At 71.7% G+C, this 16,996-nt stretch carries 12 protein-coding genes and 1 other RNA gene; all 13 read left to right on the top strand.

Annotated elements, in window-relative coordinates; genetic code table 11:
- Positions 1-52: 52 nt before the first annotated feature.
- The 13 genes from ssrA (at position 53) to E2169_RS01145 (ending at position 16,923) form a co-directional block, all read left to right on the top strand.
- Positions 53-406: a transfer-messenger RNA gene (gene ssrA, locus E2169_RS01085) on the top strand.
- 85 nt (positions 407-491) lie between these two features.
- Positions 492-1,391 (top strand): formate dehydrogenase accessory sulfurtransferase FdhD, encoded by a 900-nt coding sequence (fdhD, locus tag E2169_RS01090; protein ID WP_132984777.1) that lies wholly within the window; start codon positions 492-494, stop codon positions 1,389-1,391.
- A complete protein-coding gene (locus E2169_RS01095; protein ID WP_132984778.1) occupies positions 1,388-3,739 on the top strand; it encodes an FdhF/YdeP family oxidoreductase in 2,352 nt (783 codons plus the stop codon). The genes fdhD and E2169_RS01095 overlap by 4 nt, the downstream gene beginning before the upstream one ends.
- Positions 3,729-3,980 (top strand): hypothetical protein, encoded by a 252-nt coding sequence (locus E2169_RS01100; protein WP_132984779.1) that lies wholly within the window; start codon positions 3,729-3,731, stop codon positions 3,978-3,980. Before E2169_RS01095 ends, E2169_RS01100 begins: the two co-directional genes overlap by 11 nt.
- Positions 3,981-4,080: 100 nt before the next feature.
- The gene (locus tag E2169_RS01105) at positions 4,081-5,709 is read left to right on the top strand and encodes a TldD/PmbA family protein (protein ID WP_132984780.1); all 1,629 of its coding nucleotides are present in this window, start codon (positions 4,081-4,083) and stop codon (positions 5,707-5,709) included.
- A 132-nt stretch (positions 5,710-5,841) separates the two neighbouring features.
- On the top strand, positions 5,842-7,476 hold the full coding sequence (locus E2169_RS01110; protein WP_165942289.1) for a TldD/PmbA family protein: 1,635 nt from the start codon (positions 5,842-5,844) through the stop codon (positions 7,474-7,476).
- Between the two features lie 24 nt (positions 7,477-7,500).
- On the top strand, positions 7,501-8,835 hold the full coding sequence (locus tag E2169_RS01115) for a TldD/PmbA family protein (protein ID WP_132984781.1): 1,335 nt from the start codon (positions 7,501-7,503) through the stop codon (positions 8,833-8,835).
- 19 nt (positions 8,836-8,854) lie between these two features.
- The gene (locus E2169_RS01120) at positions 8,855-9,553 is read left to right on the top strand and encodes a DUF4159 domain-containing protein (RefSeq protein ID WP_132984782.1); all 699 of its coding nucleotides are present in this window, start codon (positions 8,855-8,857) and stop codon (positions 9,551-9,553) included.
- A 49-nt stretch (positions 9,554-9,602) separates the two neighbouring features.
- Positions 9,603-10,601, top strand: coding sequence for an AAA family ATPase (locus tag E2169_RS01125; protein WP_132984783.1), 999 nt, complete (start codon positions 9,603-9,605; stop codon positions 10,599-10,601).
- A gap of 16 nt (positions 10,602-10,617) precedes the next feature.
- Positions 10,618-11,523, top strand: coding sequence for a DUF58 domain-containing protein (locus E2169_RS01130; RefSeq protein WP_132984784.1), 906 nt, complete (start codon positions 10,618-10,620; stop codon positions 11,521-11,523).
- Positions 11,520-12,797 (top strand): BatA domain-containing protein, encoded by a 1,278-nt coding sequence (locus E2169_RS01135; RefSeq protein WP_132984785.1) that lies wholly within the window; start codon positions 11,520-11,522, stop codon positions 12,795-12,797. The genes E2169_RS01130 and E2169_RS01135 overlap by 4 nt, the downstream gene beginning before the upstream one ends.
- Positions 12,794-15,118, top strand: a complete 2,325-nt coding sequence (locus E2169_RS01140) for a DUF4175 domain-containing protein (protein ID WP_229659122.1) — start codon at positions 12,794-12,796, stop codon at positions 15,116-15,118. The genes E2169_RS01135 and E2169_RS01140 overlap by 4 nt, the downstream gene beginning before the upstream one ends.
- Positions 15,115-16,923 carry a hypothetical protein gene (locus E2169_RS01145; RefSeq protein WP_132984786.1) on the top strand — a complete coding sequence of 603 codons (1,809 nt, stop codon included), beginning with the start codon at positions 15,115-15,117 and terminating at the stop codon, positions 16,921-16,923. Before E2169_RS01140 ends, E2169_RS01145 begins: the two co-directional genes overlap by 4 nt.
- Positions 16,924-16,996 lie beyond the last annotated feature (73 nt).

Here is a 16,996-nt window from a genome sequence, read left to right on the forward strand (position 1 = left end):
CCGGTCGCGCGTGTTCACTGCCACCCGGCAGGCGCCAGGTTTCCCTGTCAACGGGGGTGTACTGGCTTCGACGGGGGTTGCGAAATCGCCTGGCGCATGCCGAGGGGGTAGCTTTCCTCGTAAATCCAGCTGCAAACATTTAGTTGCCAACGACGACAACTACGCTCTCGCCGCTTAAGGCGTAAGCCCCGAACCCACTTGTGCCCGTACTCGTGGATGTAGGGTCATCATTACGGGAATCCAGCCGTGGCGGCCGCCTGTCTGCCGCGGTTGAACTAACAGGCTGGTTCCCTGGTGCGCTTCGCACACCGTGCTGTCGGGGGACGAGATCCAACGGTGAGCTAAGCATGTAGTGCCGGGGATGGAGTGCCTTCGGACGCGGGTTCAACTCCCGCCACCTCCACCATTGCAAGATCAGGAAGGGCCGCGGAAGCGGCCCTTTTTGTGCCTGAACGGCTGCCGGCAGCCGACGGATGCGGCATCCTAGTCGCATGTCCCGAGCGTTCACCCACAGCGGAAATCCCGCCGGAGCCGCCGGCAGCGTCCTGCGCCCGGTCGAGCGCTGGCGCCACGGCGACAGGCGCCTGCTCGACGACCACGTTGCCGAAGAGGTGCCGGTGGCCTTCGTCTACAACGACGAACCCTTCGCGGTGATGATGGCCACGCCCGCGGACCTGGCCGACTTCGCCACCGGCTTCGCACTCAGCGAGGGCATCGTCGGGAACGCCGACGAGCTGGGCATCGAGCGCATCGAGGAGCTCATCGAGGGCATCGAGATCCGCCTGCGCATCCCGGCCGCGCGCGCGGAGGCGCTGGCACTGCGTCGGCGCAGCATGAGCGGGCGCAGCGGCTGCGGGGTCTGCGGCAGCGAGCTGCTCGAAGCCGCGCTGCGCTACCCGCCACCGGTCGCGACCGATGTGCGGGTGTCGACGCCCGCGCTGCGCCGCGCCCTGCACGAGCTGCGCGCGGCGCAGGCGGTCAACGCCCTGACCGGCGCAGTGCACGCCGCCGGATGGGCCTCGCTCGACGGCGCGCTGCAGCTGGCGCGCGAGGACGTCGGCCGCCACAACGCGCTCGACAAGCTGATCGGTGCGATGCATGCCACCGGGCACTCCGCGGCCGGGGGCTTCCTGGTGGTCACCAGCCGCGCCAGCTACGAGATGGCGATGAAGGCCGCCAGCGTCGGCATCGCCTTCATGGCGGCGATCTCGGCGCCGACGGCGCTGGCGATCTCGCTGGCCGAGCGCGCAAACCTGACCCTGGTGGGCTTCGCGCGCGAGGATGGGCAGGCGGTGTACACGCACGGGCACCGGCTGCTGCCGGAACCGGCGGGCGGCAGCGCGGGCGCATCCTCCTCCGCGAAGCGCACCGACGGGAGCGCCCCCGCATGAGCGGCAACGGCCCGGTCCGCAAGTACGACGGTCCCGCCGGCGGCTGGGACGCGCTGAAGAGCGTGGCCCGCCAGCTGCTGAAGGAGGACGTGGGCGTCGCCGGCGCGAGGACGCTGCTGCGTACCAACCAGCCCGACGGCTTCGACTGCCCCGGCTGCGCCTGGCCCGACCGCGACCACACCTCGACCTTCGAGTTCTGCGAAAACGGTGCCAAGGCGGTGGCCGCCGAGGCCACCCGGCACCGGGCGGGACCGGAGCTGTTCGCCCGGCACAGCGTCGCGCAGCTGGCCGGGTACAGCGACCACTGGCTGGAAGGCCAGGGCCGGCTGACCACGCCGCTGCGCTACGACGCGGCCACGGACCACTACGTGCCTGCCAGCTGGGACGAAGCGTTCGCGCTGGTCGCCAGGCATCTCAACGCCCTGCCCTCGCCGGACGAGGCGGTCTTCTATACCTCCGGGCGCACCTCGAACGAGGCCGCGTTCCTCTACCAGCTCTTCGTGCGCGAGTACGGCACCAACAACTTCCCCGACTGCTCGAACATGTGCCACGAGTCGTCGGGCACGGCGCTGAACAAACAGGTCGGCGTCGGCAAGGGCACGGTGTCGCTGCAGGATTTCGAGCAGGCCGACTGCATCCTGGTCTTCGGCCAGAACCCGGGCACCAACCATCCGCGGATGCTCGGCGAGCTGCGCGACGCGGCGAAGCGCGGCTGCAGGATCGTCGCCTTCAACCCGCTGCGCGAGCGCGGGCTGGAGCGCTTCGCCGACCCCAAGGACAAGCTGGAGATGGCGCGCGGCGGTTCGACGAAGATCGCCTCCGACTACGTCCAGCTGAAGATCGGCGGCGACCTGGCGACGGTCAAGGGCATGGCCAAGCACCTGCTCGAGCGCGACGCAGAGGCCATTGCGCGCGGCGGACCGTCTCTGCTCGACCACGACTTCATCGATGCACACACCACCGGTTTCGACGCCTTCGCCGCCGACGTGCACGCCGAACGCTGGGACACGATCATCGCCGAATCCGGCCTCGACGAAGCCCAGCTGCGCCACGCCGGCGAGATCTACCTGCAGTCGGCGCGCGTCATCGCCTGCTGGGGCATGGGCATCACCCAGCACAAGCATTCGGTGGCCACGATCCACATGATCGCCAACCTGATGCTGATGCGCGGCAACCTCGGCCGCCCGGGCGCGGGCCTGTGCCCCGTACGTGGGCACAGCAACGTGCAGGGCGACCGCACGATGATGATCTGGGAACGTCCGCCGGCGGCCTTCCTCGACCGCTTGCAGCAGGTGTTCGGATTCGATCCGCCGCGCGCGGACGGCTACGACACCATCGGCGCCATCGAAGCGATGATCGACGGCCGCGCAAAGGTGTTCTTCGGCATGGGCGGCAACTTCGCCGCGGCCACGCCCGACACCGACGCCACCGCGCGCGGCCTGCGCAACTGCGCCCTCACCGTCCACGTCGCCACCAAGCTCAACCGCAGCCACCTGGTGCACGGCCGCGAAGCGCTGGTGCTGCCCTGCCTGGGCCGCACCGAGATCGACATCCAGGCCGCCGGGCCGCAGGGCGTGACCGTCGAGGATTCGATGAGCATGGTGCACATGTCCGCGGGCATCCGGCCGCCGGCCTCGGACGCGCTGCTGTCGGAGCCGGCGATCGTCGCCGGGCTCGCGCAGGCCACGCTGGGCGCGCGCTCGAAAGTCGACTGGTCGTCGCTGGTGGAGGACTACGACCGCATCCGCGACCGCATCGCGCAGGTGTTCGACGACTTCCACGACTTCAACGTCCGCGTGCGCGTGCCTGGCGGCTTCCGCCTCTCCAACGGTGCCCGCGACCGCGTCTGGGACACCGGCACCGGCAAGGCCCGCTTCATCGCCGCCGCCGTGCCCGTGGACAACCCCATCCATCGCGCCCGGCGCATGGGCGGCACGCGGCCGGTGTTCACGCTCACCACCCTGCGTTCGCACGACCAGTACAACACCACCGTCTACGGCCTGGACGACCGTTACCGCGGTGTCTTTGGCGAACGCCGCGTGCTCTTCATCCACGCCGACGACATCGCCGCCCTGGACATGCGGGCCGGCGACCGGGTGGACCTGGAAAGCCTGTGCGACGACGGCGTGCGCAGGCGGGCGAAGGGCTTCCTGTTGGTGGACTACGACATCCCGCGCGGCTGCCTGGCGGCGTACTACCCCGAGACCAATCCGCTGGTGCCGCTGTCGAGTTTCGCCGACGAATCGCGCACGCCGACCTCGAAGTCGGTGCCGGTGGTGGTCGCGCCGCACGTGGCCGATGGCAGTGTGCCCCGCCAGCGCGACATCCCCGCCAGCGTTGTCGGCTGACGAGGCCCTGGTCCGCGCCCTGCTCGCCGAGCTCGCCGGCGAGCCCGGCGGCGTGTCCCTGCCCCGCCTGTGCAAGCGGCTGGGCGTGCGCATGAGCGTGCTGCTGCGCACGCTCGCATGGATCGGCGAGGACGACGTCGGTGGCGTCACCGGCACCGGCTGGGTGCGGACCGTGGAGGATGGCGCGCGCACGCTGGCGGTGCTGACCGATGCGGGGCGCGAACTGCTGCAAGACGGATAGCCCGCAGCGCTGGCGGAGCATGGTCGCCCTCGCAGGCTTGGTGATCGGCCTCGACTTGCGTCAAGCTCCGACGCGCACCGCACCCTGGAGATCCATCCCGATGCACCGACGCGACTTCCTCGTCCTCGCCGGAACCACCACGCTCGCCCTCGCCCTTCCCGGGGGCCGTGCCATCGCCGCCGAGGAACTGGTGTCCACGCTGGATCCCGCGCTCAAGCGCGCGCTGGCCGATGCCGCGCTTCAGGCTGCCCGCGACGCCGGCGCCAGCTACTGCGACGTACGCATCGGCCGCTACCTCAGGCAGTCGCTCTCCACCCGCGAGGCGCGGGTGCAGAACGTGGTCAGCAGCGAATCCACCGGCGTGGGCATCCGCGTGCTTGCGCACGGTGCCTGGGGCTTTGCCGCGACCAACGCACTCGCCCCCGACGCGGTCGCCGCAGCCGCACGCCAGGCGGCCGCGGTCGCCCGGGCCAACGCGGGCCTGCAGGGCAGCCCGGTGCGATTGGCGCCGGCGCCGGCGCTGGGCGAACGCAGCTGGCGCACGCCGCTGCGCCGCAACGGCATGGAGGTGCCGGTCCAGGAGAAGATCGAGCTGCTGCTGGGCGTCAACGCCGCGGCGATGGCCGCAGGCGCGGACTTCATCGAATCCAACCTGTTCCTGGTCAACGAGCAGAAGTACTTCGCCTCCACCGACGGCTCGTACGTCGACCAGGACGTGCACCGCATCTGGGCGCCCTTCACCGCCACCGCGGTGGACAAGGCCAGTGGCCGCTTCCGCACCCGCCAGGGCCTCGGCACGCCGGTGGGCATGGGCTATGAATACCTCGACGGCGACGCCTCCGGGAAGATCGCCCTGCCCGGAGGCATGGTCCAGTACCGCGACTCCTACGACATGGTCGAGGACGCGGTGGCCGCGGCGCGGCAGGCGCGTGAAAAGCTGTCCGCGCCATCGGTGAAGCCCGGCCGCTACGACCTGGTGCTCGACCCCTCCAACCTGTTCCTCACCATCCATGAGTCGGTCGGCCACCCGCTGGAGCTCGACCGCGTGCTCGGCTACGAGGCCAACTACGCCGGCACCAGCTTCGCCACCCTCGACAAGCGCGCCGACGGCTTCCGCTTCGGCAGCGAACGCGTGAATTTCGTCGCCGACCGCACCGTGGCGGGAACCCTGGCCGCCGTGGGATACGACGACGAAGGCGTGCCGGGCAAGCGCTGGGACCTGGTGCGCGACGGCATCCTGGTGGATTACCAGACCATCCGCGACCAGGCGCACATCCTCGGCAAGGATGCATCCGACGGCTGCTGCCATGCCGATTCATGGTCGAGCGTGCAGTTCCAGCGCATGCCCAACGTCTCACTGGAAGCAGGACCCGCCGAGCTGTCGGTGGCGGACATGATCGGCGACGTCGAGGACGGCATCTGGATCCACGGCCGCGGCTCGTACTCCATCGACCAGCAGCGCTACAACGCCCAGTTCGGCGGCCAGCTGTACTACGCCATCAAGGACGGAAAGATCGCCGGCATGGTCGAGGACGTGGCCTACCAGATCCGCACGCCGGAGTTCTGGAACGCCTGCAGCGCGATCTGCGACGCCGGCGACTTCCGCCACGGTGGCTCGTTCTTCGATGGCAAGGGCCAGCCTTCGCAGGTGTCCGCGGTGTCGCACGGCTCCAGCACCACGCGCTTCGATGGCATAAATGTGATCAACACCGCACGCAACCTCGGCTGACGGCTTTCGACCGTGCCATTAGTTTGTTGACCCTCCGGCTACGGCGCGTCAAGAATCAGGGAGCCCCGGCGGCACGGATGCACGCGGTCCGCCGGTGCACCCAATCCACGCGCACTCACCGGGGAACCTGCCTTGGACAGACGTGATTTCCTTGCCTGCAGCGGCATCGGCCTCGGCGGCCTGATGCTGCCGTCCCTGTTCACCCGCGCCATCGCCGCGGAGGAACTCGCCACCACCATCGACGTCGCGCGCAAGAAAGCGCTGGCGGATGCCGGCCTGGCGGCGGCGCGCGAGTCCGGCGCCAGCTACGCCGACGTGCGCATCGGTCGCTACCTGCGTCAGTTCGTGGTCACCCGCGAGGACAAGGTGCAGAACGTGGTCAATACCGAATCCACCGGCGTCGGCGTGCGCGTGATCGCGGGCGGCGCCTGGGGCTTCGCGGCGACCAACAACCTCACGCCCGACGGCGTCGCCGGGGCCGCGCGCCAGGCCGCGGCCATCGCCCTTGCCAATGCCCGCATGCAGTCCGAGCCGGTGCGCTTCGCCGCCGCGCCGGGCTTCGGCGAGGTGTCCTGGCGCACCCCCATCCGTCGCAACGCGATGGAGGTCCCGGTCAAGGAGAAGGTCGAGCTGCTGCTGGGCGTGAACGCCGCCGCCACGAATGCCGGTGCCGACTTCGTCAACTCCACCCTGTTCGCGGTCAACGAGCAGAAGTACTTCGCCTCCACCGACGGCTCCTACATCGACCAGGACGTGCACCGGATCTGGGCGCCGATGACGGTCACCGCCATCGACAAGGCCAGCGGCAAATTCCGCTCGCGCTCCGGGCTGTCCTCGCCGATGGGCCTGGGCTACGAGTATTTCGAGGGCGACCCGGCGCAGAAGTTCGTCTCGCCCAACGGCGTGGTCAACTACGGCCATTCCTACGACATGGTCGAGGACGCCGTGGCCGCGGCGAAGCAGGCCCGCGAGAAGCTCCACGCGCCTTCGGTGAAGCCGGGCCGCTACGACCTGGTGCTCGACCCCTCGCACACCTGGCTCACCATCCACGAATCCGTCGGCCATCCGCTGGAGCTCGACCGCGTGCTCGGCTACGAGGCCAACTACGCCGGCACCAGCTTCGCCACCCTCGACAAGCGCGAGCAAGGCTTCCGCTACGGCAGCGACGAGGTCACGATCTTCGCCGACAAGACCCAGCCCGGCAGCCTCGGCGCCGTGGCCTACGACGACGAAGGCGTGAAGTGCAAGCGCTGGGACCTGATCCGCGACGGCATCCTGGTCGACTACCAGACCATCCGCGACCAGGCGCACATCCTCGGCAAGGACGAGTCCGACGGCTGCTGCTACGCCGACTCGTGGTCGACCGTGCAGTTCCAGCGCATGCCCAACGTCTCGCTGGCGCCGGGCAAGGACAAGCTTTCGGTCGCCGACATGATCAAGGACGTCGAGGACGGCATCTACATCGTCGGCGACGGCTCCTTCTCGATCGACCAGCAGCGCTACAACGCCCAGTTCGGCGGCCAGCTGTTCTACGAGATCAAGGACGGCGCGATCACCGGCATGGTCGAGGACGTGGCCTACCAGATCCGCACGCCGGAGTTCTGGAACGCCTGCGTCGCGGTCTGCGACGAGTCCGACTACCGCCTCGGCGGATCCTTCTTCGACGGCAAGGGGCAGCCCTCGCAGGTGTCGGCGGTGTCGCACGGCTCCAGCACCGCGCGCTTCAACGGCATCAACGTCATCAACACCGCCCGCAACCTCGGCTGACCGGACACAGGAGCCACGAACACCATGCCCATCCTCACCGAAGCCCAGGCCAAGGCGATCCTCGACAAGGTCGTCGCGCTGTCGACGGCCGACGAGTGCACCGCGACGCTGTCCGGCTCCACCGCCGGCAACATCCGCTTCGCGCTCAACAACGTCTCCACCAGCGGCATCGTCGACAACACCGAGCTGGCCGTGCAGGTCGCCTTCGGCAAGCGCGTCGGCACCGCCAGCATCAACGAGTTCGACGACGCCTCGCTCGAGCGCGTGGTGCGCCGTGCCGAAGACCTCGCCCGGCTCGCGCCCGAGAACCCCGAGTTCATGCCCGCTATCGGCAGGCAGGAATACAGGCCAAGCGCCACCTGGGACGACGCCACCGCGGCCATCACCCCCGAGTACCGCGCCCAGGTCGCTGCGGATTCGATCCTCCCCAGCCGCGCGGACGATCTCATCGCCGCGGGCTTCCTGGAGGACAACCGCGGCTTCACAGCGTTCGCCAACAGCAACGGCAACTTCGGCTACCAGACCTCGACCAGCGCCGACTACACCTGCACCGTGCGCACGGAGGACGGCACCGGCTCGGGCTGGGTCGGCCGCAACGTCACCGGCATCGGCCCCTTCGACGCCGGCCGCGATGTCCGCACGGCCATCCGCAAGGCCAGCGCCTCGGCGAATGCGCGCGCGCTTGAGCCGGGCAAGTACACCGTGATCCTGGAGCCGCACGCGGCCGCCGGCCTGGTCTCCTTCATGATGAACTTCTTCGACGCCCGCCAGGCCGACGAGGGCCGCAGCTTCCTGTCGAAGAAGGGCGGCGGCAACAAGCTCGGCGAACAGGTCTACGACCCGCGCGTGAGCATCTGGGCGGATCCGTGGAACGAGGAAGCGCCGGTCATGCCCTGGGACGGCGAGGGCCTGCCGCGTACGCGCATGCCGATCATCGACCAGGGCAAGATCGCCAACCTGCTGTACTCGCGCTACTGGGCGAAGCAGCAGGGCCGGCAGGAGGTCGCGCGCCCGGGCAACCTGATCATGTCCGGCGGCGAGGCCTCGACCTCGGACCTCGTGCGCGGCACCGAGCGCGGCATCCTGGTCACCCGCACCTGGTACATCCGCATGGTGGATCCGCAGACGGTGCTGCTGACCGGCCTGACCCGCGACGGCACCTTCTACATCGAGGACGGCGAGATCAAATACCCGCTGAAGAACTTCCGCTTCAACGAATCGCCGGTGATCATGCTCAACAACATCGACGAGCTCGGCAAGCCCGTGCGCGTCAGCGGCGACGAGTCGCGCTTCAGCATGATGGTGCCACCGATGCGCCTGCGCGACTTCACCTTCACCTCGCTCTCGGACGCGGTCTGAGGGCGGGGGCCGGGGCGACGTGGACCGCCGCGGAGTCCTGCGGCTGCTGGCCGCCGGCATTGCCGGCGCCGCCCTCGCTCCGGCGGCGCGCGGCAATCCCGGCTACGACTTCTGGTTCACCCGCCTGAAGTACGACTCCGGCGACTGGGACGTCGACCAGCGCATGCCGGCCAACGTGGCCACGGCCCTGGTCGACTACACCGGCCTGCGCGTGGACCCGAAGGAACACGTGGTCGCGCTGGCCGATCCGAAGATGCTGCTGGCGCCGTTCTGCTACCTCGCCGGCCACAAGCTGGTGGAGTTCAACCCCGACGAGCGCCGCAACTTCGAGCGCTACGTGCGCAACGGCGGCTTCGTCTTCGTCGACGACTGCAACCACGACATCGACGGGCTGTTCGCGAAGTCCTTCGAGCGGCAGATGGCCGACATCTTCGGCGCCACGGCGATGCGCAAGCTGCCCGACAGCCACCGGCTGTATTCGAGCTTCTTCCATTTCCCCGACGGCCCGCCGGCCACGAGCTACGAGCTCAACGGCTGGGGCGACGACCTGATCCACGACTACCTCAAGGGCATCGAGATCGACGGCCGGCTCGGCGTGCTCTACAGCAACAAGGACTACGGCTGCGAGTGGGACTACGACTGGCGCAACAAGCGCTTCCTCGCCGAGGACAACACGAAGTTCGCGGTCAACATCGTCATCTACGCCCTCGGTGCATGACGCGCTCGCCGGCCACCCACCAGAACCTGGAACCCCCAAGCACTCGCCCATGAACCAGCCCACCTTCGAATCCCGGGTCCAGGAGCAGCTCGACCGGCTCACCCTCCTCCGCGCCGCGATCGGCAAGGCCGTGGTCGGCCAGGACGCGGTCGTCGAGCAGATGCTCGTCGCCCTGTTCGCCGGCGGCCACTGCCTGCTCGAGGGCGTGCCCGGCCTGGGCAAGACCCTGCTCGTGCGCTCGCTCGGCCAGGCGCTCGACCTCGGCTTCCGCCGCATCCAGTTCACTCCCGACCTGATGCCCAGCGACATCCTCGGCACCGAGATCCTCGAGGAGGACCACGGCACCGGACGCCGCAGCTTCAAGTTCCAGCGCGGCCCGGTGTTCACCCACCTGCTGCTGGCGGACGAGCTCAACCGCACGCCGCCGCGCACCCAGGCCGCGCTGCTGGAGGCGATGCAGGAGCGCACCGTGAGCTATGCCGGCACCACCCACGCCCTGCCCTCGCCGTTCTTCGTGCTCGCCACCCAGAACCCGCTGGAGCAGGCCGGGACCTATCCACTGCCGGAGGCGCAGCTCGACCGCTTCCTGCTGCACGTACGCGTGGACTACCCCGACGAGGCCGAGGAACGCGAGATCCTGCTGCAGACCACCGGCAGCCACGCGGCCGAGGTGACGCAGGTGATGGATGGCGACGAGGTGCTGGCGCTGCAGGCGCTGGTGCGCGAAGTGCACCTGGGCGAGGACCTGCTGGCATGGATCACGCGCCTGGTGCGCGCGAGCCGCCCGGGCCCGGACGCACCGCAGGCGGTGCGCGACTGGGTGCGCTGGGGCGCGGGCCCGCGCGCCGGCCAGTCGCTGGTGCTGGCAGCGAAGGCGCGCGCCCTGCTCCACGGGCGTTACTCCGCGACCCGCGACGACGTGCACGCGCTGGCCGCCCCGGTGATGCGCCACCGCCTGCTGCTTTCATTCGCCGCCGAGGCCGAGCAGAAGGACGCCGACGACGTGGTGGCGGCGCTGCTGCGCGCGGTACCCGCGCCCGGCGCCTGAGCGCGCGGCGCGAAGCATGGCGACCCACGGATTCCTGCCGGCCGACGTCCGCGCCAGGCTCCGCCAGCTGGCCCTGGTGCCGCGCTCGGCCATCGGCGACCGCGGCTTCGGCCAGCACGCCAGCCGCAGCCGCGGCGCCGGGCTCGAGTTCGCGCAGTACCGCGCCTACGAACCCGGCGACGAGCTGCGCCAGGTGGACTGGAAGCTGTACGCGCGTTCGGACCGCTACTTCGTGCGCGAGGCCGAGCGCGACAGCCCGCTGACGGCCTGGATCGTGGTCGACGCCAGCGCATCGATGGCGCAGGCCGACGGCGCGCGGCCCGGCTGGTCGCGACTGGACGCGGCCCGCGGCCTGGCCGCGGCAACGATCGACATCGCCCTGCGCCAGGGCGACCGCTTCGGGCTGGCGGCGATCAACGGCGACGGGCTGGCGCTGCACACGGCCGCCGCCGGTCCGCGGCATCGTGATCGGTGCCTACTGGCGCTGGGCGCGCTGCGCACGGGCGGTGGCTGGCCGTCCGACGCCGCACTGGCCCCGCTGTACGAACGCGTCGCGCCGCGCGACCTGGTGCTGCTGCTGACCGACGGCTTCGACGCCGCCGCCCTGCGCCTGGCCGAACGCCTGGCCGCCGCGCGCCGGGAAGTGCTGGTGATCCGCGTGCTGACCGTGGAGGAGCGCGACTTTCCCTTCGAGGGCGGCCACCTGTTCCGCGACGTCGAAGGCGGTGCCGAACTCCGCGGCGACGGTGCCGCGATGCGCGCCGGGTTCCTGGAGCGCTTCGGGGCTGCGCGACGCGAGCAGTCGGCGTACCTCGCGGCCGCGGGCGTGCGCCAGGTCGAATACGTGCTCGACGAAGCGCTGGACCTGCCGCTGCGCCGGCTGTTCGCGGACGATGCGCGCGGCGGCGCAGCGGGCCGGTGATCCCGGCGCTGCTCCTGCCCGCGGGCCTGGCCGCGCTGGCGGCGCTGCTGCTGCCGCTGCTGCTGCACCTGGCGCGGCGCGAGGAACGTCGGCCGGTCGACTTCGCCGCGCTGCGCTGGCTGTCCACGCGCCTGCGGCCGCGACGCAGCGTCCGCTTCGAGGAATGGCTGCTGCTGGCGCTGCGCCTGCTGCTGGTCGCGCTGCTGGCGCTGCTGCTGGCGCGGCCGGTGCTGTACGGCACGGACGACGACAGGCCGTGGATCGTCGCAGTGCCGGGCCTGGCGCCGGCCGCGCTGCTCGAAGCGACGCGGCCCGACGCTGGTGGCAGCGCCGCAACGACGGTGAATCCCGGCGTCGAGGCCGAGTGGCGCTGGCTGGTCCCGGGCTTCCCCGCCGCGGACCCGGCGTCGCCATCCGCACCGTCGCCCTCCACGGCCCATGCGATCTCGAGCCTGCTGCGCCAACTCGACATGCGCATGCCCGCGGGCGCAGCGCTCACGGTCCTGGTGCCACCGGTGCTGGAAGGTGTCGACGCGGAGCGTCCGCGGCTGTCGCGCGCGGTGGACTGGCGCGTGGTCGAAGCACCCGCGATTCCGACCACCGATGCTCCGGCGCCGCATGCGACGCACGACCCCGCGCAGGCGCCGCGGCTCACGATCCGGCATGCGCCCGACCGCGCGGCCTCAGCGCGCTACCTGCGCGCCGCCGCCCTTGCGTGGAACGCAGGTGCGGCCGGAGGCGTGGACGCATCCAGCGACGAAGCCGCGGTCGACCTGGCCGCCATCGACAAGGACAGCGGCCTCCTTCCACCCGCCAGCGACACCGACGTGCTCGCATGGCTCGCCCCGGGCGAAGTCCCGCCCGCCGTGCTCGCCTGGGTCGAGTCGGGCGGCACCGCCCTGCTCTCCCATGACGCGACCCTGCAGGGGCTTGAAGGCGCAGTCGCCCACTGGCGCGACCCCGATGGACATGCACTGCTGCAGGGCGCCGTGCTGGGCCACGGACGCGCGCTGCAGTGGACCCGGCCGCTGCGACCGGACGCCGTGCCGGCGCTGCTTGAAGCCGATTTCCCGCATCGCCTGCGCGCCGTGCTGGTGCCGCCAGCGCCGCCATCGCGGGTCGTCGCGGCCGAGCATGCCCCGCTCGTGGGCGCGGTCGGACCGTGGCCGCAGGGCGCACGCGAGCTGTCGCCCTGGCTTGCACTGCTGATCGCACTGCTGTTCGTCATCGAGCGCTGGATCGCCGCCGGGCCGCGCCGCGAGCGCGTCGCATGAGCAGGGACCCCGTCGCAGGCCTGCTGGCTGTCGCGCGACGGCGCCGCATCGCCATCGTGCTGGCGCTGGCCCTGCCCTGGCTGCCGGCCGTGGCCGCGTGCACATGGCGCTGGCAGGGCGCCGCGGCCGCAGGCGTTGCCACCGCGGCGGCGGCCATCCTGATCGCCGCGCTGGCATGGCGGTCAGCCCGTGCCCTCGACAGCCGCTGGCTGCAGCGCCGCCTGGATGCCGCCCATCCCGCGCTCGAGGACAGCAGCGCCCTGCTCTCCACCCGAGCCGCCAGCCTGTCGCCACTGGCCCTCCTGCAGCGCGAGCGCGTGCTGCAGCGCCTGCCTTCCCCCGACGCCGCGGGCATGCGCTTCCCCTGGCCGCGTGCACGCATTGCAGCCGGCGCGGTGCTCGCGATCGCGCTCACCGCCGCGGCGCTGCTGTGGCCACCCCAGCCACCGCAGCCTTCGCGGGCCGTCGATGCCGTCGCCACCCCGGCCGCCGCCGACGCCGGGCCCGGCGCACTCCAACTGCTCGAACACACGCTCGGGATCACGCCGCCGGCCTATACCGGCCTGCCCCCGCGCAGCGGCAGCGCACTCGATGCGCGCGTGCCCGAAGGCGCCGTGCTGGCGTGGCAGCTGCGCTTCGCTCCAATGCCCGCATCCGTGGCCCTGGAATTCCTCGATGGCCGCCGCATCGCACTGCGCCGGGAGGGCGACGATTGGCGCGGCGAAGCCACCGCGTCCACCCCGGGCCTGTACCGCATCGTCGCCACCTCGCCGCTCCCATGGGCCGATGACACCCTGTACCGCATCGACGTCGCGCGCGACCGGCCGCCATCGATCCGCGTCATCGCGCCGGCGCAGAACCTCAGCCTGCGCACGCCCGCCCAGCGCCACTGGACGCTGGCCTTCGAAGCCGGGGACGACCACGGCATCGCCGCGTCGGCGGAGATGCACCTGACGATGACCGAGGGCAGCGGCGAGAACATCGGCTTCCGCGACGAAGTGCGCCGCCTCACCGGGCGTGGCGACCGGCACCTGAAGCGCTTCGAGCACCGCCTCGATCTCGACGGCCTCGGCCTCGTCGAGGGCGACGACCTCATCGTGCACTTCGTGGTGCGCGACAACCGCGCCGGCCGCGCGCAGTCCACGCGCAGCGCCAGCCATATCCTGCGCTGGCCGCCTCCGCAGGCGCGCGCGGACAGCGGCATCGACGGCGTGCTGCAGCGCGTGCTGCCGGCCTACTTCAGCAGCCAGCGCCAGATCATCATCGACGCCGAGGCACTGATCGCCGGGCAGCCGCGGATGCGGCCCGAGGCATTCGCCGCAGGCTCGGACAGCATCGCGGTGGACCAGCGCCTGCTGCGCCTGCGCTACGGCCAGTTCCTCGGCGAGGAGAGCGAGGGCGCACCGGCGGGACCCGGAGCCGACACCGCTGCCGCCGCGGAAGACCTCCCGCCGCCACCCATGCTCCTGCCGACCAACGACGCCGAGGACGAGGCCGAGGCCTGGCGCGACATGGTGGCCGCGCAGGCGGAGGACGGCCCCGCGCGAACTGCCGGCGACGCGCATGCACGTGGCGATGATGCGCACGGCCACGACCACGACCACGGCGATGGCGCCGCCGCGTCGACCGGCACCGAAGCCGCCAGCGCCGGCTTCGGCGTCGCGGGCGACGTGCTGGAGGAGTTCGGCCACACCCACGACATCCCCGAAGCCGCGACCCTGCTCGACCCGAAGACGCGCAGCCTGCTGCGCCGCGCGCTTGGCGAGATGTGGCAGTCCGAGCTCGCGCTGCGGCAGGCGCGTCCGCGCGACGCCCTCCCCCCCGCCAACCGCGCGCTGGCCCTGGTCAAGGAGATCCAGCAGGCCGACCGCATTTACCTCGCGCGCACGGGCACGGCGCTGCCGCCGGTGGACTTCAGCCGACGCCTGGGAGGCGAACGCGAAGGCATCACCAGCCGCCGCCACGGACTGGTGCCGGCCACCATGGACGACGACGTGCCCGCGGCAGTCTGGCGCGCCCTGGGTCCGCAAGCCGCGGCTGCGGCCGGTGACGGGCCTGCGGATGGCGTATCGCCGGCCGACCTGGCCGCATTGCAGGCCTGGCTCTCCGCCAACGAAGCGCGGGTCGAGGATCCGCTGTCCCTGCTCGCCGCGGTCGACGCGTTCGCGCGTGATCCCGGCTGCGACGACTGCCGCCAGCACCTGCGCGGCCTGCTCTGGCCGCTGGTCACACCGCCGCCCGCTGCACCCGCACCGCGTACCGCCGCCGATGGCGTCGGCCGTGCCTACCTCGACGCCCTGCGCGGGGAGCGCAGCGAATGAGCCTCGAGACCATAGCCGGCCTGCTGCTCGCGCTGGCCGTGCTTGCCGCCACGCTCCGACAGTCCCTGCGCTGGCTGCGCCTGCCCGCGCCGGCACGTCCCGCCGGTTGGCGCATGGCGCTGCTGCCCACCCTGCAGCTCGCATGCGCGGCCTTGCTGTACTGCACGCTGCTGCCTCCCCAGCGCAGCGTCGAAGCACCCACCCTCGTGGTGCTGACCGCACGCGCCGATCCAGCCCTTGCGGAGCGTGCGATCGGCCGCGGCGAACGGGTGGTTGCGCTGCCGGAAGCAGACCCGGCCCCCACGGGCGGCGTCGAACGCATGCCCGACCTCGCCACCGCGCTGCGCATGCATCCGGCCACGGCGCGCCTGCGCATCGTCGGCGAGGGACTCGCGGCGCGCGACGTCGATCCGGCGAAGGGCCTGGCGCTGGAATTCGAGCCTGCGCCGCCGGCGCGCGGCTTCATCGGCCTGCAGGCATCCGCGCGCGTGGTCGCAGGCGCCACCCTGCGCGTCGTCGCACGCGTGCACGAGGCCGGGGACGGCGTGGTGGAGCTGGTCGATCCCGCCGGTACCGTCCAGGATCGCGCGCTTCCGGATGCCGGGGGGCGCGTCTTGCTCCAGGCACCCGCGCGCGCGCGCGGCCCCGTGAGCTGGCACCTGCGCCTGCGCGACAGCGCCGCCGGCGACGCCGCCGTGATCGAGGAGGCAGCGGTCGCGGTCGACGTGGTGCCGGGCGGGCAGACGCGCATCCTCCTCCTCGCCGGCGCACCCAACCCGGAAGTGAAGTACCTGCGACGCTGGGCCGCCGATGCCGGCCTGCACCTGCAGAGCCGCATGGCGCTGGGCGCCGGCGCGGTCCTTGGCGACGGACCGCTCGCGATCGACGCCGACACGCTGGCCGGCTTCGACCTGGTGATCGTCGACGAACGCGCATGGAACGGCCTCACCGCAGCGCAGCGCACCGCCCTGCTGGCCGCCGTGGAGCAGGGCCTGGGTCTGCTGTGGCGCATCACGTCGGCGCCCGAACCTGGAACCCGCGCTGCGCTGCACGAACTGGGATTCGCGATCGACACCGACGCGGCGGCTCCAGGCGACGAAGTGCGGCTCGGTCCCCAGTCGCCACCGGGCGACAGCGCCGACGTCGGGGCCACCGCCGTGGATCCCCCGAACGCGCTGCCGGCCCTGGCCAGGCAGCCCTTGCGCCTGGCTGCCATCGACGGCGTCGCGCTGCTGCGCGACCGGGACGGCGAACCGCTCGCACTCTGGCGCGGCGCCGGACGCGGCCGCGTGGCCGCGTGGAACCTCGACCAGAGCTTCCGCCTGGTCCTCACCGGCCATGGCGAGCGCCACGCCCGCCTGTGGAGCGAAGCGGTCGGCACCCTGGCGCGGGCGCGCGCCGCCGAGGTCCCGCACTTCATCGATATCGCGCGCGAGGGCCAACGGGCGATCCTGTGCGGCATCCAGGCCGGCGCGACCCTGGTGGCGGAGGACGGCACCCGCATCCACCCGCTGCCCGATCCCGGCGCGGGCGGCTGCGCGGCCGCATGGCCGACGCGCGCCGGCTGGCATCGCACCGGCGACGGCGACGCTGCCGTCCACCTCCATGTGCGCGATGCCGCCGCGCTTCCGGGCGTGGAAGCGCACATGCGACGCGAAGCGACCCTGCGCCTGGCCGGCGCGGGCCCGGATCGGCCCGCGGGAACCGCGACATCAGGAACCCCGGCCTCCCGCTGGCCATGGTTCCTCGCCTGGCTGGCGACCGCGGGGCTTCTGTGGTGGCTGGAACGCCGGCCTGGCCGATGACACAGGTGCATCTCCCGACTGAGGGAATGGCGCGCCTATAGATACAGCGAGCGCGGGCGCCGGATGCCAAGGC

This window comes from Luteimonas terricola (assembly GCF_004352845.1).
Classification (GTDB): domain Bacteria; phylum Pseudomonadota; class Gammaproteobacteria; order Xanthomonadales; family Xanthomonadaceae; genus Luteimonas; species Luteimonas terricola.